The organism is Kitasatospora sp. NPDC029367 (assembly GCF_055569135.1).
Genome location: NZ_JBVHYH010000030.1, coordinates 31,973 through 47,955 on the forward strand (window position 1 = coordinate 31,973; position 15,983 = coordinate 47,955).

A 15,983-nucleotide genomic window follows, 5' to 3' on the forward strand; every position below is an offset into this window, starting at 1 on the left:
CCCGCACCCCCCCCCCCCCCCCCCCCCCCCCCCCCCCCCCCCCCCCCCCCCCCCCCCCCCCCCCCCCCCCCCCCCCCCCCCCCCCCCGCTGCGCTTTGTGCGTCCTGTCGGTGTGACCTGGTAGTACTTGGGAGCGATGAGCAGCACAGGGGAGAACGGGGGCGCCGAGCCGGAGCAGCTGGCGTTCATCCGGGAGACGGTCAAGCGGGCCAAGCCCCGGTCGTGGCGCGGGGCCAAGCGGGCCGAGCACCTGCCGGTGGCCCGGGTCGTGGTGGACAAGGGCGTGCTCACCATCGACAAGCTCTTCGACTACGAGGTGCCCGCCGCGATGGCCGAGGAGGCCCAGCCGGGCGTCCGGGTCCGGGTGCGTTTCGGGGCAAGGGTGGTCAAAGGGCAGCGCGAGGGGGGGGAACTGCACGACGGGTTCATCGTCGCCCGACTGGAGAAGAGCGATTTCGCCGGTCCGCTCGCCCCGCTCGCCCAGGTGCTCTCGCCCGAACCGGTGCTCAGCCCGCAGCTGCTGCGGCTCTGCCGCACCGTCGCCGACCGGTACGCCGGGACGCTGGCCGACGTGCTCCAGCTCGCCGTGCCCCCTCGGCACGCCAAGGCCGAGGCCGAGCCCTCCCCGGCGCCGCTGCCGCGCCCCCAGGCCCCGGCGCCCGGGGGCTGGCAGCGCTACCCGGCCGGGCCGGACTTCCTCACCGCGCTGGCCGGCGGCGGCTCGCCGCGGGCGGTGTGGGCGGCGCTCCCGGGGCCCGGCTGGCCGTACGAGATCGCCCGGGCGGTCGCGGCGACGCTGGCCGGCGGGCGCGGGGCCCTGGTCGTACTGCCGGACCGCCGGTCGGTCGCCCGGGTCGACCGGGCGCTGACCGAGCTGCTCGGGCCCGGGCGGCACATGGCGCTGGAGGCCGACCTCGGCCCGCGCGAACGCTACCGGCGCTGGCTCGCGGTCAGCCGCGGCTCGGTGCACGCCGCGATCGGGACCAGGGCCACCATGTTCGCGCCGGTCCGCGACCTCGGGCTGGTGGTGGTCTGGTCCGACGGGGACGGCAGCCACAGCGACCCGCGCGCCCCCCACCCGCACGTGCGCGAGGTGGCGCTGCTGCGCGCCGCCGAGGAGGGCGCGGCCGTGCTGCTCGGCGGGCACGCGGTGACCGTGGAGGGCGCCCAGCTGGTCGCCACCGGCTGGGCCCGGCCGCTGGTCGCCGACCGGGAGACGGTGCGGCAGGTCGCCCCCCGGGTGCGGACCGTCACCGACCAGGACCAGCACCGGGACGCCGCCGCCCAGGCCGCCCGGCTGCCCTCGGTCGCCTGGGAGGCCGCCCGGGAGTCGCTGGCGGCCGGGCACCCGGTGCTCATCCAGGTGCCCCGGCGCGGCTACGTGCCCCGGCTCTCCTGCGGCCGCTGCCGAACCCCCGCCCGCTGCCGGCGCTGCGAGGGGCCGCTGGAGGCGCCCTCGGCCGACGCCTCGCTCAGCTGCGGCTGGTGCGGGGAGGCGGAGAACGACTGGCACTGCCCCGAGTGCGGCTCCTTCCGGCTGCGGGCCCAGGTGGTCGGCGCCCGGCGCACCGCGGAGGAGCTGGGCAAGGCGTTCCCGCGGATCCCGGTCCGGACCTCGGGACGGGACGCGGTGCTGGACACCGTGCCGGACGAGGCCTCGCTGGTGATCTCCACCCCGGGCGCGGAGCCGGTGGTCGAGGGCGGCCCCGGGTACGGGGCGGTGCTGCTGCTGGACGGCTGGGCCCTGCTCGGCCGGCCCGACCTGCGGGCGGGGGAGGAGACCCTGCGGCTCTGGCTGGCCGCCGCCGCCCTGGCCCGGCCCGCCGGGGAGGGCGGGACGGTCGTCGTGGTCGCCGAGCCCTCGGCCCGGCCGGTGCAGGCCCTGGTCCGCTGGGACCCGCTGGGGCACGCCGGGCAGGAACGGGACGAACGGGCGCAGCTGCACTTCCCGCCGGTGTCGCGGATGGCGTCGGTGAGCGGGAGCCCTGCGGCCGTCGCCGACCTGCTGAACCTGATCCGGCTGCCGGAGGGCGCGGACGTGCTCGGGCCGGTGGCGGTGCCCGCGCTGCGCGGGGAGGAGCAGGAGCGGGCGCTGCTGCGGGTGGCGCCCGGGCAGGGGGCCGCGCTGGCGGCGGCGCTCAAGGCGGCGCAGATCGCGCGGATCGCGCTGCGGACGGCGGAGCCGGTGCGGGTGCGGGTGGATCCGACGGACATCGGGTAGCGGTGGGCGGCGGGCCTGCAGGGGTGATGGACCTGCGGGGGTGACGGGCCTGCGGGGGCGGGGTGAGTGGGCCACCCCGCCCCGGGGCGGCCCCGTCGTCGGCGCGGGTGGTCAGCCGCGGAGGGGGATGCCGGTCGGCGGGCGCTCGGCGGGCGTGCGGTCGCGGTCGACGGGGGTCCGGTCGAGCGGCGTCCGGTCGATGGGGGTGCGGTCGAGCGGCGTCCGGTCGACGGGCGAGCCGACGGGGGTGCGGTCGATGGGGGTGCGCTCGATCGGGGTGCGGTCGAGGGAGTTGCGCTCCAGGCTGGAGCGGTCCAGGCCGCCCTGGCGGGCCGCCGGGACGGTGGCGGCCAGGCCGCCGCTGCGCTCGGTGGGGACGGGCAGCTCCTCGGAGCGGTCCGGGCGGGTGGGGCCGGGGACGGCGCCGCTGGCGGCGAGGAGTTCGCTGGTCGGGCGGCGCATCCCGTAGCGGCGGTGGACCGCCTGCTTGGTGACCCCGAGGGCGGAGCCCACCGAGTCCCAGGAGAAGCCCAGCGCCCGGTCGAACTCGACCGCCGCCGCCACCAGGGTCTCCACGCTCTCCCGCAGCTCCTGCGCCAGGCGCACGGTCGGCGCCGGCGCCCGCCCGTACACCACGAAGCCGGCCGAGGTGCTCGGACGGCGCGGTCGGTAGACGTTGCCCAGCTGGGCGGTGAGCGTCCGCAGCGCGTCGACCTGGCGCCTCACCCGCTCGATGTCCCGCACCAGCAGGTGCAGGCTCGCCCGTGCCCGGGCGTCGTGGTTGATCTGCTCAGCCATGGCCTACGTGCCACCTTCCGTACGGTTCAGCTCGGCCGGGGCGCGGTGTCCCGTGCGCCCGGCCCTGGTCAATCTCTCTTGACCAACGCCGAAGCGGGGGCCGGGGTAACGCGGCTCGGCGACTCGGGATATGCCAGACGCCGGTGCGGGCGTCCGAGGACGGGCCGTCGGAGTGCCCGGGCGGGTTGCATAGACTTGGCGGGAAGCAGCCGTTGACCGAAGCCCGAGCCCAGCCCGGACAGGAGCCCGTACCCCGTGGCGATCCAGCCGATCCGTCTCTTCGGAGACCCCGTCCTGCGGGCCACCGCCCAGCCGGTGACCACCTTCGACAAGGAACTGCGCAAGCTGGTCGCCGACCTCACCGACACCATGCTCGACGCCCCCGGCGCCGGCCTCGCCGCGCCCCAACTCGGCGTCTCGCTGCGGGTGTTCACGTACCACGTGGACGGCGTGACCGGGCACCTGATCAACCCGGACCTCTCGCTCAGCGAGGACGAGCAGGAGGGCCCGGAGGGCTGCCTCTCGCTGCCCGGACTGCGCTTCGACACCAAGCGCGCGTACGGCGTGGTGGCCAAGGGCTTCAACATGTACGGGGATCCGGTCACGCTGGAGGGCACCCAGCTGCTCGCCCGGTGCATCCAGCACGAGACCGACCACCTGGACGGCATCATCTTCATCGACCGGCTCGACCGGGAGCAGCGCAAGGCCGCGTTGAAGGCCGTCCGGGAGGCCGACTGGGGCACCGGGCCGGCGCCCGTCGTCAAGGTCTCGCCGCACAGCACCTTCGGCTCCGCGCGCTGAGTTCGTTCCTCGATTCCCGTATGCAGAAAGGCACTTGATGCGTCTCGTCTTCGCCGGCACCCCCGAGGTCGCCGTTCCCGCCCTCGACGCGCTGATCGCCTCCGACCGGCACGAGGTCGTCGCGGTGGTCACCCGCCCCGACGCCCCCGCCGGGCGCGGGCGCAAGCTGGTCGCCAGCCCCGTCGCCCAGCGCGCCGAGGAGGCCGGGATCGAGGTCCTCAAGCCGGCGAAGCCCAGCGACCCGGACTTCGTCGCCCGGCTCACCGAACTCGCCCCCGACTGCTGCCCGGTGGTCGCCTACGGCGCGCTGCTGCGCCCCGGCACGCTGGAGATCCCGAAGCACGGCTGGGTCAACCTGCACTTCTCGCTGCTGCCCGCCTGGCGCGGCGCGGCCCCCGTCCAGCACTCGGTGCTGGCCGGTGACGAGGTGACCGGCGCCTCCACCTTCCTGATCGAGCAGGGCCTGGACTCCGGCCCGGTCTACGGGGTGATCACCGAGGAGATCCGCCCGAGCGACACCAGCGGCGAACTGCTCACCAGGCTCTCGGTCTCCGGCGCCCGGCTGCTGGTGGCCACCATGGACGGCATCGAGGACGGCTCGCTGCACGCCGTGCCGCAGCCCGCCGAGGGCGTCACCCTCGCGCCGAAGATCACCGTCGAGGACGCCCGGATCGACTGGAACCACCCCGCGCTGCGGATCGACCGGGTGGTGCGCGGCTGCGCGCCCGCGCCGGGCGCGTGGACGGAGTTCCGGGGCGAGCGGCTCAAGGTCACCGGGCCGGTCAAGCTGCTGCCGGAGTCGGCCGAGCTGGCCCCGGGCGAGGTCGCGATGGTCGGCAAGAACAGCGTGCGGGTCGGCACCGGCTCGCACGACCTGGAGCTGGCGGAGGTGCGTCCGCAGGGGAAGAAGGAGATGCGGGCCGCCGACTGGGCGCGCGGGGCCCGGCTGGAGGCCGGGGAGCGGTTCGGAGGCTGAGCCTGCGCTCCGGCGCTACTGTTCGTTTTGGCGTTACTGTTCGTTCTGTTCCGTACGATCCGTACCGAAATAACCACCGCAGCACTTTGAGGTATCTGTGAGCACGCCCCAGAACACTCCCGCCGGCGCCAAGCGCGCCCCTCGTCCGCACCGGCGGCCCAAGAAGGACCCGGCCCGGATCGTCGCGTTCCGGGCGCTGCGCGCCGTCGACGAGCGCGACGCGTACGCCAACCTGATCCTGCCCTCCCTGCTCCGCGAGGCCGAGCAGAAGGGCATGGACCGGCGCGACGCCGCCCTCGCCACCGAACTCGTCTACGGCACCCTGCGGCTCCAGGGCACCTACGACGCGGTCATCGCCGCCTGCATCGACCGGCCGCTGAGCAAGGTCGACCCGCCGGTGCTGGACGTGCTCTCGCTCGGCGCCCACCAGCTGCTCACCACCCGCATCCCCAGCCACGCGGCCGTCTCGGCGACCGTCGAGCTGGCCCGGGTGGTGCTCGGCGACGGCAAGGCCAAGTTCGTCAACGCCGTGCTGCGCCGGATCAGCGCCCACGACCTGGACGCTTGGATCGAACGGGTCGCCCCGCCGTACGACAAGGACGCCGAGGACCACCTGGCGGTCGTGCACTCGCACCCGCGCTGGGTGGTCTCCGCGCTCTGGGACTCGCTCGGCCGCTGGCAGCCGGACGCCTCCGGGCGCACCGCGATCGAGGAACTGCTGCGGGCCGACAACGCCCGGCCCGAGGTCACCCTGGTCGCCCGGCCCGGCCGGGCCACCGTCGGCGAGCTGGCCGAGGTGCTGCCCGAGGCCGAGCCCGGGCGCTGGTCCCCGTTCGCGCTGCGGCTCGCCGAGGGCGGCGACCCCGGTGCGCTGACCGCCGTCCGGGAGAACCGGGCCGGCGTGCAGGACGAGGGCAGCCAGCTGGTCGCCCTGGCGCTCGCGAGCGCGCCGCTGGACGGCCCGGACCGGCTCTGGCTGGACGGCTGCGCCGGACCGGGCGGCAAGGCCGCCCTGCTCGGCGCCCTGGCCGCGGAACGGGGCGCGGGGCTGGTCGCCAGCGAGAAGCAGCCGCACCGGGCCCGGCTGGTGGCGCGGGCGCTGGAGGGCAACCCCGGCCCGTACACGGTGATCGCGGCCGACGGGACGCGCCCGGCCTGGCGCTCCGGCGGCTTCGACCGGGTGCTGGTCGACGTCCCCTGCTCCGGCCTGGGCGCGCTGCGGCGCCGCCCGGAGGCGCGTTGGCGGCGCCGGCCGGCCGATGTCGCGGCCTTCGGCCCGCTCCAGCGGGACCTGCTGCGCTCGGCGATCGACGCCACCCGGATCGGCGGCGTGGTCGGCTACGCGACCTGCTCGCCGCACCTCGCGGAGACCCGGGCGGTGGTCGACGACGTGCTGCGTGAGCAGGGCGGCCGGGTCGAGTGGATCGACGCCCGGCCGCTGCTGCCCGGCGTTCCGGCGCTCGGCGACGGGCCGGATGTGCAGCTGTGGCCGCACCTGCACGGGACGGACGCGATGTACCTGGCGCTGCTGCGGCGGACGGCCTGAGCGGCTGGGTGTAGCTCTGGTGCGGCTCCGGGGCTGGGTGCACCTCTGCTTGCACCTCCCGTAAGGGGAGGCGGCAGGGTGGTGGCCATGAACGGCGACGCGCTCCGGCCGGTACACCCGGCTCTGACGATCGGTGAACTGGCCCGGCGGACCGGGCTGACGGTGAAGACCGTCCGGTTCTACTCGGACCAGGGGATCGTGTCGCCGGCCGACCGCACCCCGGCCGGCCACCGGCGGTACGGCGCGGACGCCGTCGCCCGCCTGGATCTGGTGCGCACCCTGCGCGAGCTCGGGCTCGGCCTGCCGGAGATCCGGCAGGTGCTGGGCCGGGAGCGCGCGCTGTCCGAGGTCGCGGCGGCGCACGCCGCGGCGCTGGACGTCCGGATCCGGGTGCTGCGGCTGCGGCAGGCGGTGCTGCGGACGGTGGCCGCGCGCGGGGCGACCACGGAGGAGTTGACGCTCGTGCACCGGCTGGCCCGATTGACGGAGGACGAACGGGGGCGCCTGGTCGGGGAGTTCCTGGCCGCGGTGTTCGGCGCGGCTGCGGTGTCCGGCGCGGCTGCGGTGTCCGGAGGGGGTGCGGCGTCCGGAGCGGGCGCCGGGTCCGGCGCGGCTGCGGTGTCCGGCGCGGAGGGGCGCTGGGGTGGGGTGGCCATGTCGCTGACGCCTCGGCTGCCGGAGCAGCCCTCGGACGAACAGGTCGAGGCCTGGGTGGAGTTGGCGCTGCTGGCCGGGGACGACGGGTTCCGGGAGCTGTTGCGCACACTGGCGGAGGACGAGGAGGCGGAGGCCGCGCCCGGGGCGCCGCCCCGGCCCGGGCTGGCCGTGCTGGTGCGGGAGACGGTCGGGCCGGCGGTGGCGGCGGGAGTGGAGCCGGGATCGGCGGAGGCCGCGCGGGCGGTCGCGGTCCTGCTGGAGCGGTACGCGGGCCTGGTGGGCACGGCGGGCGCGGGGGATCAGCTGCGGGCCCGGCCGGTGGATCCGCCGGTGGAGCGGTTGGTGGATCGGCTGGTGGAGCGACTGCGGGCGATGGCGGACCCCCGGCGGGAGCGGTACCTGGAGCTGCTGGCGGTCGTCAACGGGTGGGTGGCGCCGGAGAGTTCGGGTGAGGTGCTGGACTGGGCGGTACGGGCCGTGCAGGCTGTGCAGGTTGCGCGGGCGGCGGAGGTTACGGCTGGAGGGGAGGCGGGGCCGGGCAGTTGGTGAGGAAGGCGTGGGCCTGGGCGCGGAGGTGGTCGACCGGAGGGTCCTCGCAGATCACCTCCAGGCCGAGCGCCGCGAACCCGCGCAGGTGGTGGGAGGACTGGTAGGCGAGGTAGGGGCGGTGGTCGTCGTCGGGGTCCAGGCCGACGGCGAGGGTCGCGAAGAGGGTGCGTTCCCGCTCGGTGTCGGCGAAGTCCGTCCGGGAGAGCATCCATTCGAACTCGTACGGCTCGGGCTCGGCGGGCAGGTCGAGGAGGGTCTGGGCGAGCCGGCGGACCTCGTCCGGGTCGGCGAAGGGGAGTGACTCCGAACCGAACGGCGCGGCCGCGAACAGCTCCCACGCCGGTCCGTTGCGACGGACGGTCAGTTCCCACGCGCCGTCCTGGTCGTGCCAGTGGCAGCTGAGGATCGAGTCCATGGTGGTCAACCTCCCTGTGGGGCCGGGTCGTTACGTTTTCTCCTCATCGTGGCACACCGGTCCGACCGGGGCGCGTGGCGTGACCCGGCCACGGGCGGCCCGCCAGGCCTCCCGCAGGGCGTCGTAGCCGAGCACGGTGACCGCGTGCTCGGCGAGCAGGCGGTGGGCCTCGGGGGAGACCAGGAAGTCGTAGTCGCTGCGGCGGACGCGCCAGCCGTCGTCGGCGGGGTCGGTGGCGGTGGCGGTGGCGGGGTCGGTGGCAGTGGCGCTGACGGTGGTCGGGAGGTGGGGGTGCGGGCCGGTGGCGAGGCTCGGGTGGACGGCCCACTCGGTCAGGCCCGGTGGGAGGGCCGCGAACAGGCGGGCGTAGTGGGCGGGTTTGTCCTCCGGCGGCACGGCGAAGCTGTCGAGGAAGCCGTGGTCGACCACCGGCAGCCCGCGCTCGCGTAGCCGGTCCAGGGCGGGCGGCAGCCAGACCCGCACCGCCAGGTCGTACTCGGCGCCGAGGTCGAGGGTGAGGTCGAGGATGTCCTCGCGGCCGCCGTCGGCCAGGCAGTGGAAGTCCAGGTGGGTCGGGCTGAGGCCGCTCGCCTCGACGGCGTCGATCTGGGCGCGGAACTCGCGCTCGACGTCGTCGATCCGGGCGTTCGCGGCGAGTGCGGCCCGGCCGGCCGGGGTGGGGGCGTGGAACTCGCCGTCCGGGTCGAGGAGGGAGGGCACCCGGTCGCGGGCGGTGAGCGGGCCCCAGCGCAGGTGCGGGGCCTCGCAGACCAGGGTGAGGTGGACGCCGAAGGGGATCTCCGGGTGGCGGCGCAGCAGGCGGAGTGCGTGCGGGGCGGCGTGACAGGGGGTCATTAGGCTGGCGGAGGCGGCGATGCCCTGCCGGACCGCCTCGACCACGGCGAGGTTGACGGACTCGTCCAGGCCGAGGTCGTCGCAGTTGAGCAGCAGGAGGCGGGCCTCGGGCGGGTGGCCGAGGAGGCGGTTGGCGCGCGGACCGTCCGGGGTGGGGGCTGCGGTGGGCATGGGGGCAGTCTTCACCCGGGGAGGGGGCCGGCGCGCGGGGATTTCCGCTCGGCCTCGGCCGGGCTCCGGTGGGGGCGGGCCCGGCCGGGGGCTCAGTGCGTGGCGGTCGTGTCGTCGGGGGTGGCCTGCGAAGTGGCGTCGGGGGTGCCCTCGGTGTTGCCCGGGGTGTCCGGGGTGTCCGGGGTGTCCGGCGCGTTCGAGGTGGTCGGGGCGGGGTGCCACGGGCGGTCGGGGCGGGTCGGGACGGGGGCGGAGGTGAGGCGCAGGGCGTACACGTCGTGGTCCGGCGCCGGGGAGGGGACCGGGCCGAGGTACTCATGGCCGGTCAGGTGGCACCAGGCGGGCAGGTCGAGCGGGGCGGCCGGATCGGTCGTCAGGATGTGGACCACGGCGCCGGCCGGGAGATGGGCGATCTGCTTGCGCAGGCGGAGCAGGAGTTGGACGCAGAGCAGGCCGGTGCCGTCGACGGTGAGGTCGGGGGCGGCGTTCGCGGGGGCGGCGGCGTTGCGGACGGCGTCGTCGGGGGTGGTCATCGGGGGATCTCCTGGGTGATGCGCCAGAGGCGGCGGGGCAGGTCGCCCTCCTCGAAGGCGTGGACGTCGGCGAGGTGCCAGCCCTCGGCGAGCCGGTCCACCAGCTCGCGGGGGAAGAAGTGGACGGCGAAGCCGCCGTGTTCCCAGATGTCGTCCCCGTGGCCGGTGCCGGCGCCGTAGTGGGCGTCGCCGGTGTGACGGACGGTGTAGACGAAGGTGCCGCCCGGGCGCAGGACCCGGCGGACCTCGGTGACCAGGGCCTCGACCTCGGGTGTGCTGAGTGCCATGCAGAGCAGCATGTGGGCGAAGACCGCGTCGACGGAGGCGTCGGGGAGGGGCAGCGGGGCGCGGACGTCGTGCACCGTGGTGCGGACCCGCTCGGCCAGGCCCTGCGCGGCGGCGGTGGTGCGCAGTTGGCCCAGGCCGGTCGGGCTGAAATCGGTGGCCAGGACGGAGAAGCCGGTACGGGCGAAGTGGAGGGCGTCGCGGCCGTGGCCGGCGCCCAGTTCGAGCACCTCGCGGGCGCCGGCGGCGGCGAAGGCCCGGGCGGCGTACCGGGCGGGGGCGGACGGCTGCTCGCCGTACATCCCGGGGTGGGAGCGGTAGGTCTGCTGCCAGTGGGCGCGTTGGGCCTCGGCGAGGGCGGGCTCCCGGCGCGGCGCCGCGCCGGGCGTCGGGTCGGGAGTGCTGGTCATGGTGCTGCTGCCCTTCGCGGGGGTTCGTCGTGGTGCGGGTGAGGCTGGTGGTGCCGGTAGTCCTGGTGGTGCCGATGGTCCTGGCCCAGCCTAGGGCTTCGGGAGGTGGCGGTGTTCGGGGGCGGTGCCGCCGAGGCGGGTGAGCAGGGCGGAGAGCTGGGTGAGGTCCTCGCCGCTCCACTGCTCGGGGGCGAAGTGCTCGGTGGCGACCTGGCGGGCGGTGTACAGCATCTCGGCGAGCCGCTCGCGGCCGGTCGGCGTGAGGGCGGCGTACGCGACCCGGGCGTCGCGGGCGGCGGCCTCGCGGGTCACCAGGCCGATCCGCTCCAGCGGGGCGAGGCCGCGGGTGACGCCGGAGGCGGTGAGGCCGAGGGCCTCGGCGAGGTCGACCCGGCGCATCCGGCCACCGGGGGCCTGGGCGAGGTGCAGCAGCAGGGTGAAGTCGGACAGGCTCACGCCGTGCAGGCCGCTGAGGCTCGCGTCGAAGCGCTTGACCACGGCTGTCTGGGCGCGGACCAGGCGTAGTGCGGTGTCGAGTGGGTCGGGGCGGGGGGCGGTGTCGGGGCTCGGGTTCGGGCTGGGGTTGGGGTCGGGGCCGGGGTTCGCGGGGCTTGTCATTGCCACCTCCTTGACTGCTCAAGTATATGCACGGGCGGAGCCGTCAAGGAGGTGGCAGGGGGAGGGGGTCGGTCAGCCGGTGGTGCCGGCGGAGCGCCGCCGGCGCTTGCCCAGTGGCGCTTGGGAGAGGTCCTCGGCCTGGGAACGGAGGTTCTTGAAGCCGTAGCCACGGTCCGTCAGCCAGGACTGCGCGGCCTGTTCGGCCCGCTCGGTGGCCTCCAGGATGTCCTCCTCGGCCTCGCCCTCGTCCAGGAAGCGGAAGGTGAAGGCGGTGCGTGCGGTGAGGTCGTAGCTGAGGTGGCCCTCGCGGGTGAAGGCGGCGTGCAGCACGTCGTGCTCCGGGGCGGCGGCGAGGAGCTCGGCGCGCTGCTCGTCACTGAGTCCCTCGAAGACGCCGCGCACCATGATGCGGAAGGTTCGGGTGGTCATGCCCCGACGATAGGCAGTGGGGGCGGCGCACCGCCAATGCGATTTCGGTGGCCGGGTCGGCGGTGTGTCATGGCGTGGCTCACCGGAGGTCGGCCGGGGCGGCGAGGCCTGCTGTGAAGGACTCGACGGCGTCGGCGAGGGAGGCGGGGGCTTCCAGCGGGAGCAGGTGGCCGGCGCCGGGGACGACCGTGAGGCGGGCGTGCGGGAGGTGGGGGAGCAGGTGGGTGCGGAGCAGGTCCGCCGGTTCGACCCGGTCGTGTCGGCCCGTCAGGACCAGGGTTGGCACCTGGATCCGGGCACTGGCGGCGGTGATGTCGGCGGCGAGGCCGTGCAGCGGCCACTCCTCGCGGGCCGGGAGGTCGGCGGCCATGCTGTCCTGGACGGCGGCGGCGCGGACCCCCGGCGGCAGCGGGGTGGCCGTCAGGACGTGGTCGAGGGCGTGGCCCACGGACTGCGGTGAGTCGTAGGCGTGGGCGAGCGCCTGCCGGTGGTCGAGGGTGGCGGTGGGGGCCGGCCGTGGCGGGGCGGGGGCGACCAGGACGAGCCCGGCCAGGCCCTCCGGTCGTCGCGCGGCGGCGAGTTGGCACACCTTGCCGCCCATGGAGTGGCCGACCAGGACGAAGTGGTCCAGGCCGAGCCGACGGGTGACGGCGAGGAGGTCCTCGGCGAGCTGCTCCAGGTGGTACGGGCCGGGCAGCGCGCGGGACCGGCCCCAGCCGCGCTGGTCGTAGCGCACGGTGCCGCGCCCAGACGGCAAGTGGCCGACGAACGCGTCCCAGGTACGGGCCGAGCCGCCCCAGTAGTGGGCGAGGACCAGGGTGGGGCCACCCTCGGCCTGGCGCTGGGCCTGGGGTTGGGCCTGGTGCTGGCCTCGGACCTGGTGCTGGACCTGGACCTGGAGGGTGCCGCCGTCGACGGGGACGGGGGTGAGGGGGTGGACGGGGGGCTGGGTAGGGGCGGGGCGGCTGGTGGATTCCGGCAGCATGGTGGTCTCCTCTGAGTGGGTGCTCCCAGGAGGCTACGGTCGGGAGCGGGCCTGAGGCCCGGTCGAAAGGTGCGCGGTGACAGTGGAAAACGGACAAGCTCCCGGGATCCGGCAGGTGCGGTACAGCCCGGAGGCCGGGTCGGCGGGGTTCGGGGTGGAGGTGTTGAGCTTCGAGCGGTTGCGCCGGATGGACCGGGCCCGGCGCCGGGAGCGGCCGCAGCGGCCGGACTTCCACGTGCTGGCGCTGGTGCGCTCGGGCAGCGGTCGGCAGGTGGCGGATTTCGTCGACCACCCGCTGGGGGAGCGGAGCGTGGTCTGGATCCGCCCGGGTGTGGTGCACCGGTGGGCGGAGGTCGACGGGGTGGACGGGCCGCTGGTGCTGTTCGAGCCGGAGGTCCTGGTCGGGGCGGTCGGGGCGGCCGGGTCGGCTGGGTCGGCTGGGCTTGCCGGGGTTGCCGCGTTCGGGGCGTCCTGCTGGCAAGTGGACGAGGAGGACTGGGGGTTGGTGCTGGTCGGGGTCGAGCACCAGGCGCGGGAGCATGCGGCGGCGGTGGCCCGGGAGGAGCCCTTCTCCAGGGCCCTGCTCGGGCACCTGCTGGCGGCGCTGCTGCTCCGGGTCGCCCCACCCGAGTCAGTTCGGCCGTCGGCGGCGAACGGCGACCGGGAGGTCTTCCGGCGGTACCGTACGGCGGTCGAGGAGGGCTTCGCCCGGTGGCACCACGTCGCCGACTACGCCCGTGAACTCGGCTACACGGTACGGACCTTGACCAGGGCGAGCCGCGCGGCCAGTGGGCTCGGGGCGAAGCGCTTCCTGGACGAGCGCATCCTGCTGGAGGCCAAGCGGCTGCTGGCGCACACGGACCTGTCACTGGCCCGGTGCGCGGAGCGGGTCGGTTTCGATGACGCCGCCAACTTCGCCGCCTTCTTCCGGCGGCTCGCCGGGGAGTCGCCCGGCCGCTGGCGCGAGGCCGCGGCCGGGCGCTGAGCCGGTGGGGTCAGCGGGCGAAGGGACCGAAGACGGTGGCCGCCAGGCGCAGGGCCTGGGGCGGCGTGCCGCCGCTGGAGCCGACGGAGTAGACCAGGCGCTTGCGCAGGTCAGCGGTGGCGAAGTAGCCGCCGGAGTAGCCGAGGTCGTGCCCGGACTTGCCCCAGACCACGGTGCCGTCCTGTAACGGGAGGGACAGCAGCCCGGCGCTGTAGCAGGCCTTGCCCTTGTCCGGCCCCAACCGGCAGTCGTCGGTGCCGTGGTAGGGCAGCAACTGCCCGGAGGCGTCGCGCGGCAGGGTGAAGAGCTCGTGCAGCTGCTGCGGTGGCAGGAGCTCGCCGTCGAACAGGGCGCGCAGGAAGCGGTCCAGGTCGGCCGGGGTGGAGATCATCGACTCGGAGTTGCCACCCTGCTCGGAGACGTCCGTCGGGATGCCGGCGTTGCTGTCGAGGTATCCGGTCAGGTGCGGTTCGGGCATCTGCGGCGCGCCCCCGGTCAGTTCGGTGCGCCGGAGGTGGAGGGGGCCGAGGATGCGGGTGGTCACCTCCTGCTGGAGCGAGTGGCCCGTCACGCGTTCGATGAGCAGGCCGGCCAGGCGGTAGTTGAAGTTGTTGTACTCCTGCTCGGTGCCGGGCGTGGTCGGCACGGGCCAGGGCCGGTCGGTGGGCCGCAGGGTGCGCTGGACGACCTCGTCGAAGGTCTCGATCCCGAAGCGCTGGGCGATCAGCCCGTCGCGGTCGCCGTCCTCGATGCCCGCCGGGCCCTCCACGGCCTGCGGCAGTCCGCTGGTGTGGTCGAGGAGTTGGCGGACGGTGACCGGCCGGTAGACCGGGCTGCCGCCCGTCCCGTCGGGCAGGACCCCGGGCAGGTACTGCTGGACGGTGCCGTCCAGGTCGATCCGCTGCTCGGCGGCGAGTTGGAGCACCACGGCGGCCACGAAGGTCTTGTTGATGCTGCCGATCCGGAAGGCGGCGTTCGGTGCGACCGGCTGCCCGCTCACCGGGTCGTCGGCGGTACCGCGCCACGCCTGGCCGTCGACCGTCACCCGGGCGAGCGCACCCGCGGTGGGATCCCCTGGTCGGGCGGCTATGGCGGCGTTGAGCGCGGCTCTGTCGGGGCCGCCTCGGGGCGCGGTGCCGTCGGCCAGGGCGGCCGTGGGTGTGGCGGCGAGGAGCAGGCCGGCGAGGGCGAGGGCGGTGCGTTTGGCGATGGGCATGAGTCCTCCGGGGTCGGTGGGGCGGGCGGGTTCTGTGGTGTCCGCCTTGAAGGGACGCGATGTGACGTCAAGTCAGTTCTCTCATTCCGAGCGATCGGCCGTGGGCGTGGCGGCTCGGCGCCGCTCGGCCGGGGAACCGGCGGTCGGTGGCGGGCGTCGTGGACGGGACGGGTGGATCGGTCGCGTGGGGTGCGGACAGGTGTGGGTGGTTGTGGACGGGTGCGGGGGCGTGCGGCTGGTGCGGTCGGGGCGTGGTGGAGACGGTGCGCCCTGGTGGTTCCGGGCCGGGGGCCCGTTGGTGCTGGCGGGCGCGGGCTGGCTGTGCAGTGTGCCGACGCTCTTCGCGGACGACGACGTACGGGCGTTGGTGAGCCACTGCCAGGACAGCCCTGGCGCACCCGGGTACGTGCTGCCGCTGGCCTGGGCCGGCCTGGCCCTGGGGGTCGTGGCGGCGTGTTGGGGAGGTCGGCAGCTTCTTGCGGCCGGGCGGCGGAAGGGGCTGCGGTCCGGTGTGGGACAGCTGGCGCTCTGTGTGGTGCTGCCGGTCGCGGTTGTCGCCGTGCCGCTCCAGTACGCGCTGGCGCGGACGGCGGCCCATGACAGTGGCTACCGGCACAGCAGCTGTTTCGGGCTGGGTCAGGGGGCGGACGGGGTGGGCAGTTCGACGGAGTGGACCGTGAAGCCGCCGCTGGTGACGGGGGCGAAGGGGGCCAGCGCCATGCAGGTGCCGACGACGGGCTGGTAGGGATTGCCGTCCCTGTCCACGTCCGTGTTGCCCACGCCCCAGGAGAAGCCGAGGCGGTCCCGCCCGTGGCCGTGGGCGTCGTAGATGCTCAGGCCTATTCGCTGGCCGACCGGCAGGGCGTCGGACTTGGTGATCACGGCCGTCAGGGTGGCGACGGGGCCACCGGTGGCGAGGCAGTCGACCGCGGCGTCGGCCTGGCGGACCTCGCCGGTCTCGACCACGCGGTGGGAGAAGTGGACGGTGCCCCGGGCGTCGGTGGGCAGACCGTGCGGAATGCCGGGGAGGGGGCGGCTGCCGGGGGCGGCCACGGCGTCGACCGTGAACCGGATCTCGTCGTTGGGGCGGGGGGCGTAGTGGATCCGGCCGGATCCACTGACCCGGGCGGTGGCGGTGGAGTCGGTGGCGGTGGAGTCGGTGGATGGGGCGGCACCGGCCGGGGCCGGTGCGGTGAGCGCCACGAGGGCGAGCCCCGCGACGGCGGCCGCGGCGGTGCGGGCGGCTCGGGCACGGCCGGTGCGGCCTGTAGAGGCGGTGCGGGCGGTACGGACGGTGCGGGCGAAGCGGAACACGGTGGAGACCCCCTTCTCCGGCGGCCCCGGTGGCCGCCGTCTCGGTGACTCCAAGACTGGCCGCCCCGACCCCCTCCGCACATGTGCCGATCGGCATAAAGCGATCACCGGATCCGGCGCCCGGGCCCGCCGATCGGCAGGGCCGGGCGCCGGGGGCCAGCCCCTCGCGCCATCCCTGACCCGGCGCCCAGTCCACCACTCCCCCGCCGCCCGCGCTCC

General features: G+C 75.6%; 15 protein-coding genes and 1 pseudogene. 6 read left to right on the forward strand and 10 right to left on the reverse strand.

Translation table 11 applies throughout. The features are described from left to right. Window positions 1-136 precede the first annotated feature (136 nt). Entirely contained in the window at window positions 137-2,221 is a 2,085-nt protein-coding gene (locus tag ACZ4W5_RS18550) for a primosomal protein N' (protein ID WP_465655545.1), read from the forward strand. A gap of 363 nt (window positions 2,222-2,584) precedes the next feature. On the opposite strand, the pseudogene ACZ4W5_RS18555 reads toward ACZ4W5_RS18550, so the two are convergent. Then, window positions 2,585-3,019, reverse strand: a pseudogene (locus tag ACZ4W5_RS18555) (hypothetical protein); the annotation flags it as partial. A gap of 255 nt (window positions 3,020-3,274) precedes the next feature. Here ACZ4W5_RS18555 and def point away from each other — a divergent pair. The 4 genes from def (at window position 3,275) to ACZ4W5_RS18575 (ending at window position 7,548) form a co-directional block, all read left to right on the forward strand. Then, on the forward strand, window positions 3,275-3,820 hold the full coding sequence (gene def, locus ACZ4W5_RS18560) for a peptide deformylase (RefSeq protein WP_360230014.1): 546 nt from the start codon (window positions 3,275-3,277) through the stop codon (window positions 3,818-3,820). Between the two features lie 37 nt (window positions 3,821-3,857). Beyond that, on the forward strand, window positions 3,858-4,796 hold the full coding sequence (gene fmt / locus ACZ4W5_RS18565) for a methionyl-tRNA formyltransferase (RefSeq protein WP_360230012.1): 939 nt from the start codon (window positions 3,858-3,860) through the stop codon (window positions 4,794-4,796). A 97-nt stretch (window positions 4,797-4,893) separates the two neighbouring features. Continuing rightward, window positions 4,894-6,342 (forward strand): RsmB/NOP family class I SAM-dependent RNA methyltransferase, encoded by a 1,449-nt coding sequence (locus tag ACZ4W5_RS18570; protein ID WP_465655548.1) that lies wholly within the window; start codon window positions 4,894-4,896, stop codon window positions 6,340-6,342. Window positions 6,343-6,429: 87 nt separating this feature from the next. Continuing rightward, complete coding sequence (locus ACZ4W5_RS18575; RefSeq protein ID WP_465655550.1) at window positions 6,430-7,548, forward strand: MerR family transcriptional regulator; 1,119 nt, start codon at window positions 6,430-6,432, stop codon at window positions 7,546-7,548. Here the strand turns inward: ACZ4W5_RS18575 and ACZ4W5_RS18580 are convergent. The 7 genes from ACZ4W5_RS18580 to ACZ4W5_RS18610 all read right to left on the reverse strand — a co-directional run bounded on the left by ACZ4W5_RS18580 (window position 7,511) and on the right by ACZ4W5_RS18610 (window position 12,249). Next, the gene (locus ACZ4W5_RS18580) at window positions 7,511-7,963 is read right to left on the reverse strand and encodes a hypothetical protein (RefSeq protein WP_465655551.1); all 453 of its coding nucleotides are present in this window, start codon (window positions 7,961-7,963) and stop codon (window positions 7,511-7,513) included. The genes ACZ4W5_RS18575 and ACZ4W5_RS18580 overlap by 38 nt on opposite strands. 30 nt (window positions 7,964-7,993) lie before the next feature. Next, window positions 7,994-8,989: a ChbG/HpnK family deacetylase gene (locus ACZ4W5_RS18585; protein WP_465655552.1), complete on the reverse strand. Its 996-nt coding sequence runs from the start codon at window positions 8,987-8,989 to the stop codon at window positions 7,994-7,996. Window positions 8,990-9,081: 92 nt separating this feature from the next. Then, on the reverse strand, window positions 9,082-9,522 hold the full coding sequence (locus ACZ4W5_RS18590) for a sulfurtransferase TusA family protein (protein ID WP_360230002.1): 441 nt from the start codon (window positions 9,520-9,522) through the stop codon (window positions 9,082-9,084). Next, on the reverse strand, window positions 9,519-10,217 hold the full coding sequence (locus ACZ4W5_RS18595; protein ID WP_465655555.1) for a class I SAM-dependent methyltransferase: 699 nt from the start codon (window positions 10,215-10,217) through the stop codon (window positions 9,519-9,521). The genes ACZ4W5_RS18590 and ACZ4W5_RS18595 overlap by 4 nt, the downstream gene beginning before the upstream one ends. Window positions 10,218-10,307: 90 nt before the next feature. Continuing rightward, window positions 10,308-10,835, reverse strand: a complete 528-nt coding sequence (locus ACZ4W5_RS18600) for a MarR family winged helix-turn-helix transcriptional regulator (protein ID WP_465655557.1) — start codon at window positions 10,833-10,835, stop codon at window positions 10,308-10,310. 72 nt (window positions 10,836-10,907) lie between these two features. Beyond that, on the reverse strand, window positions 10,908-11,264 hold the full coding sequence (locus ACZ4W5_RS18605) for a DUF6204 family protein (protein WP_465655559.1): 357 nt from the start codon (window positions 11,262-11,264) through the stop codon (window positions 10,908-10,910). Between the two features lie 79 nt (window positions 11,265-11,343). Next, window positions 11,344-12,249 carry an alpha/beta fold hydrolase gene (locus ACZ4W5_RS18610; protein ID WP_465655561.1) on the reverse strand — a complete coding sequence of 302 codons (906 nt, stop codon included), beginning with the start codon at window positions 12,247-12,249 and terminating at the stop codon, window positions 11,344-11,346. Between the two features lie 115 nt (window positions 12,250-12,364). On the opposite strand from ACZ4W5_RS18610, the gene ACZ4W5_RS18615 reads away from it, so the two are divergent. Next, window positions 12,365-13,234, forward strand: coding sequence for an AraC family transcriptional regulator (locus ACZ4W5_RS18615; RefSeq protein WP_465655563.1), 870 nt, complete (start codon window positions 12,365-12,367; stop codon window positions 13,232-13,234). A gap of 10 nt (window positions 13,235-13,244) precedes the next feature. Here the strand turns inward: ACZ4W5_RS18615 and ACZ4W5_RS18620 are convergent, their stop codons facing one another. Both ACZ4W5_RS18620 and ACZ4W5_RS18625 read right to left on the reverse strand, forming a co-directional pair. After that, window positions 13,245-14,450 (reverse strand): serine hydrolase domain-containing protein, encoded by a 1,206-nt coding sequence (locus ACZ4W5_RS18620; RefSeq protein ID WP_465655565.1) that lies wholly within the window; start codon window positions 14,448-14,450, stop codon window positions 13,245-13,247. A gap of 636 nt (window positions 14,451-15,086) precedes the next feature. Next, on the reverse strand, window positions 15,087-15,764 hold the full coding sequence (locus ACZ4W5_RS18625) for a hypothetical protein (RefSeq protein WP_465655567.1): 678 nt from the start codon (window positions 15,762-15,764) through the stop codon (window positions 15,087-15,089). Between the last annotated feature and the right edge of the window lie 219 nt (window positions 15,765-15,983).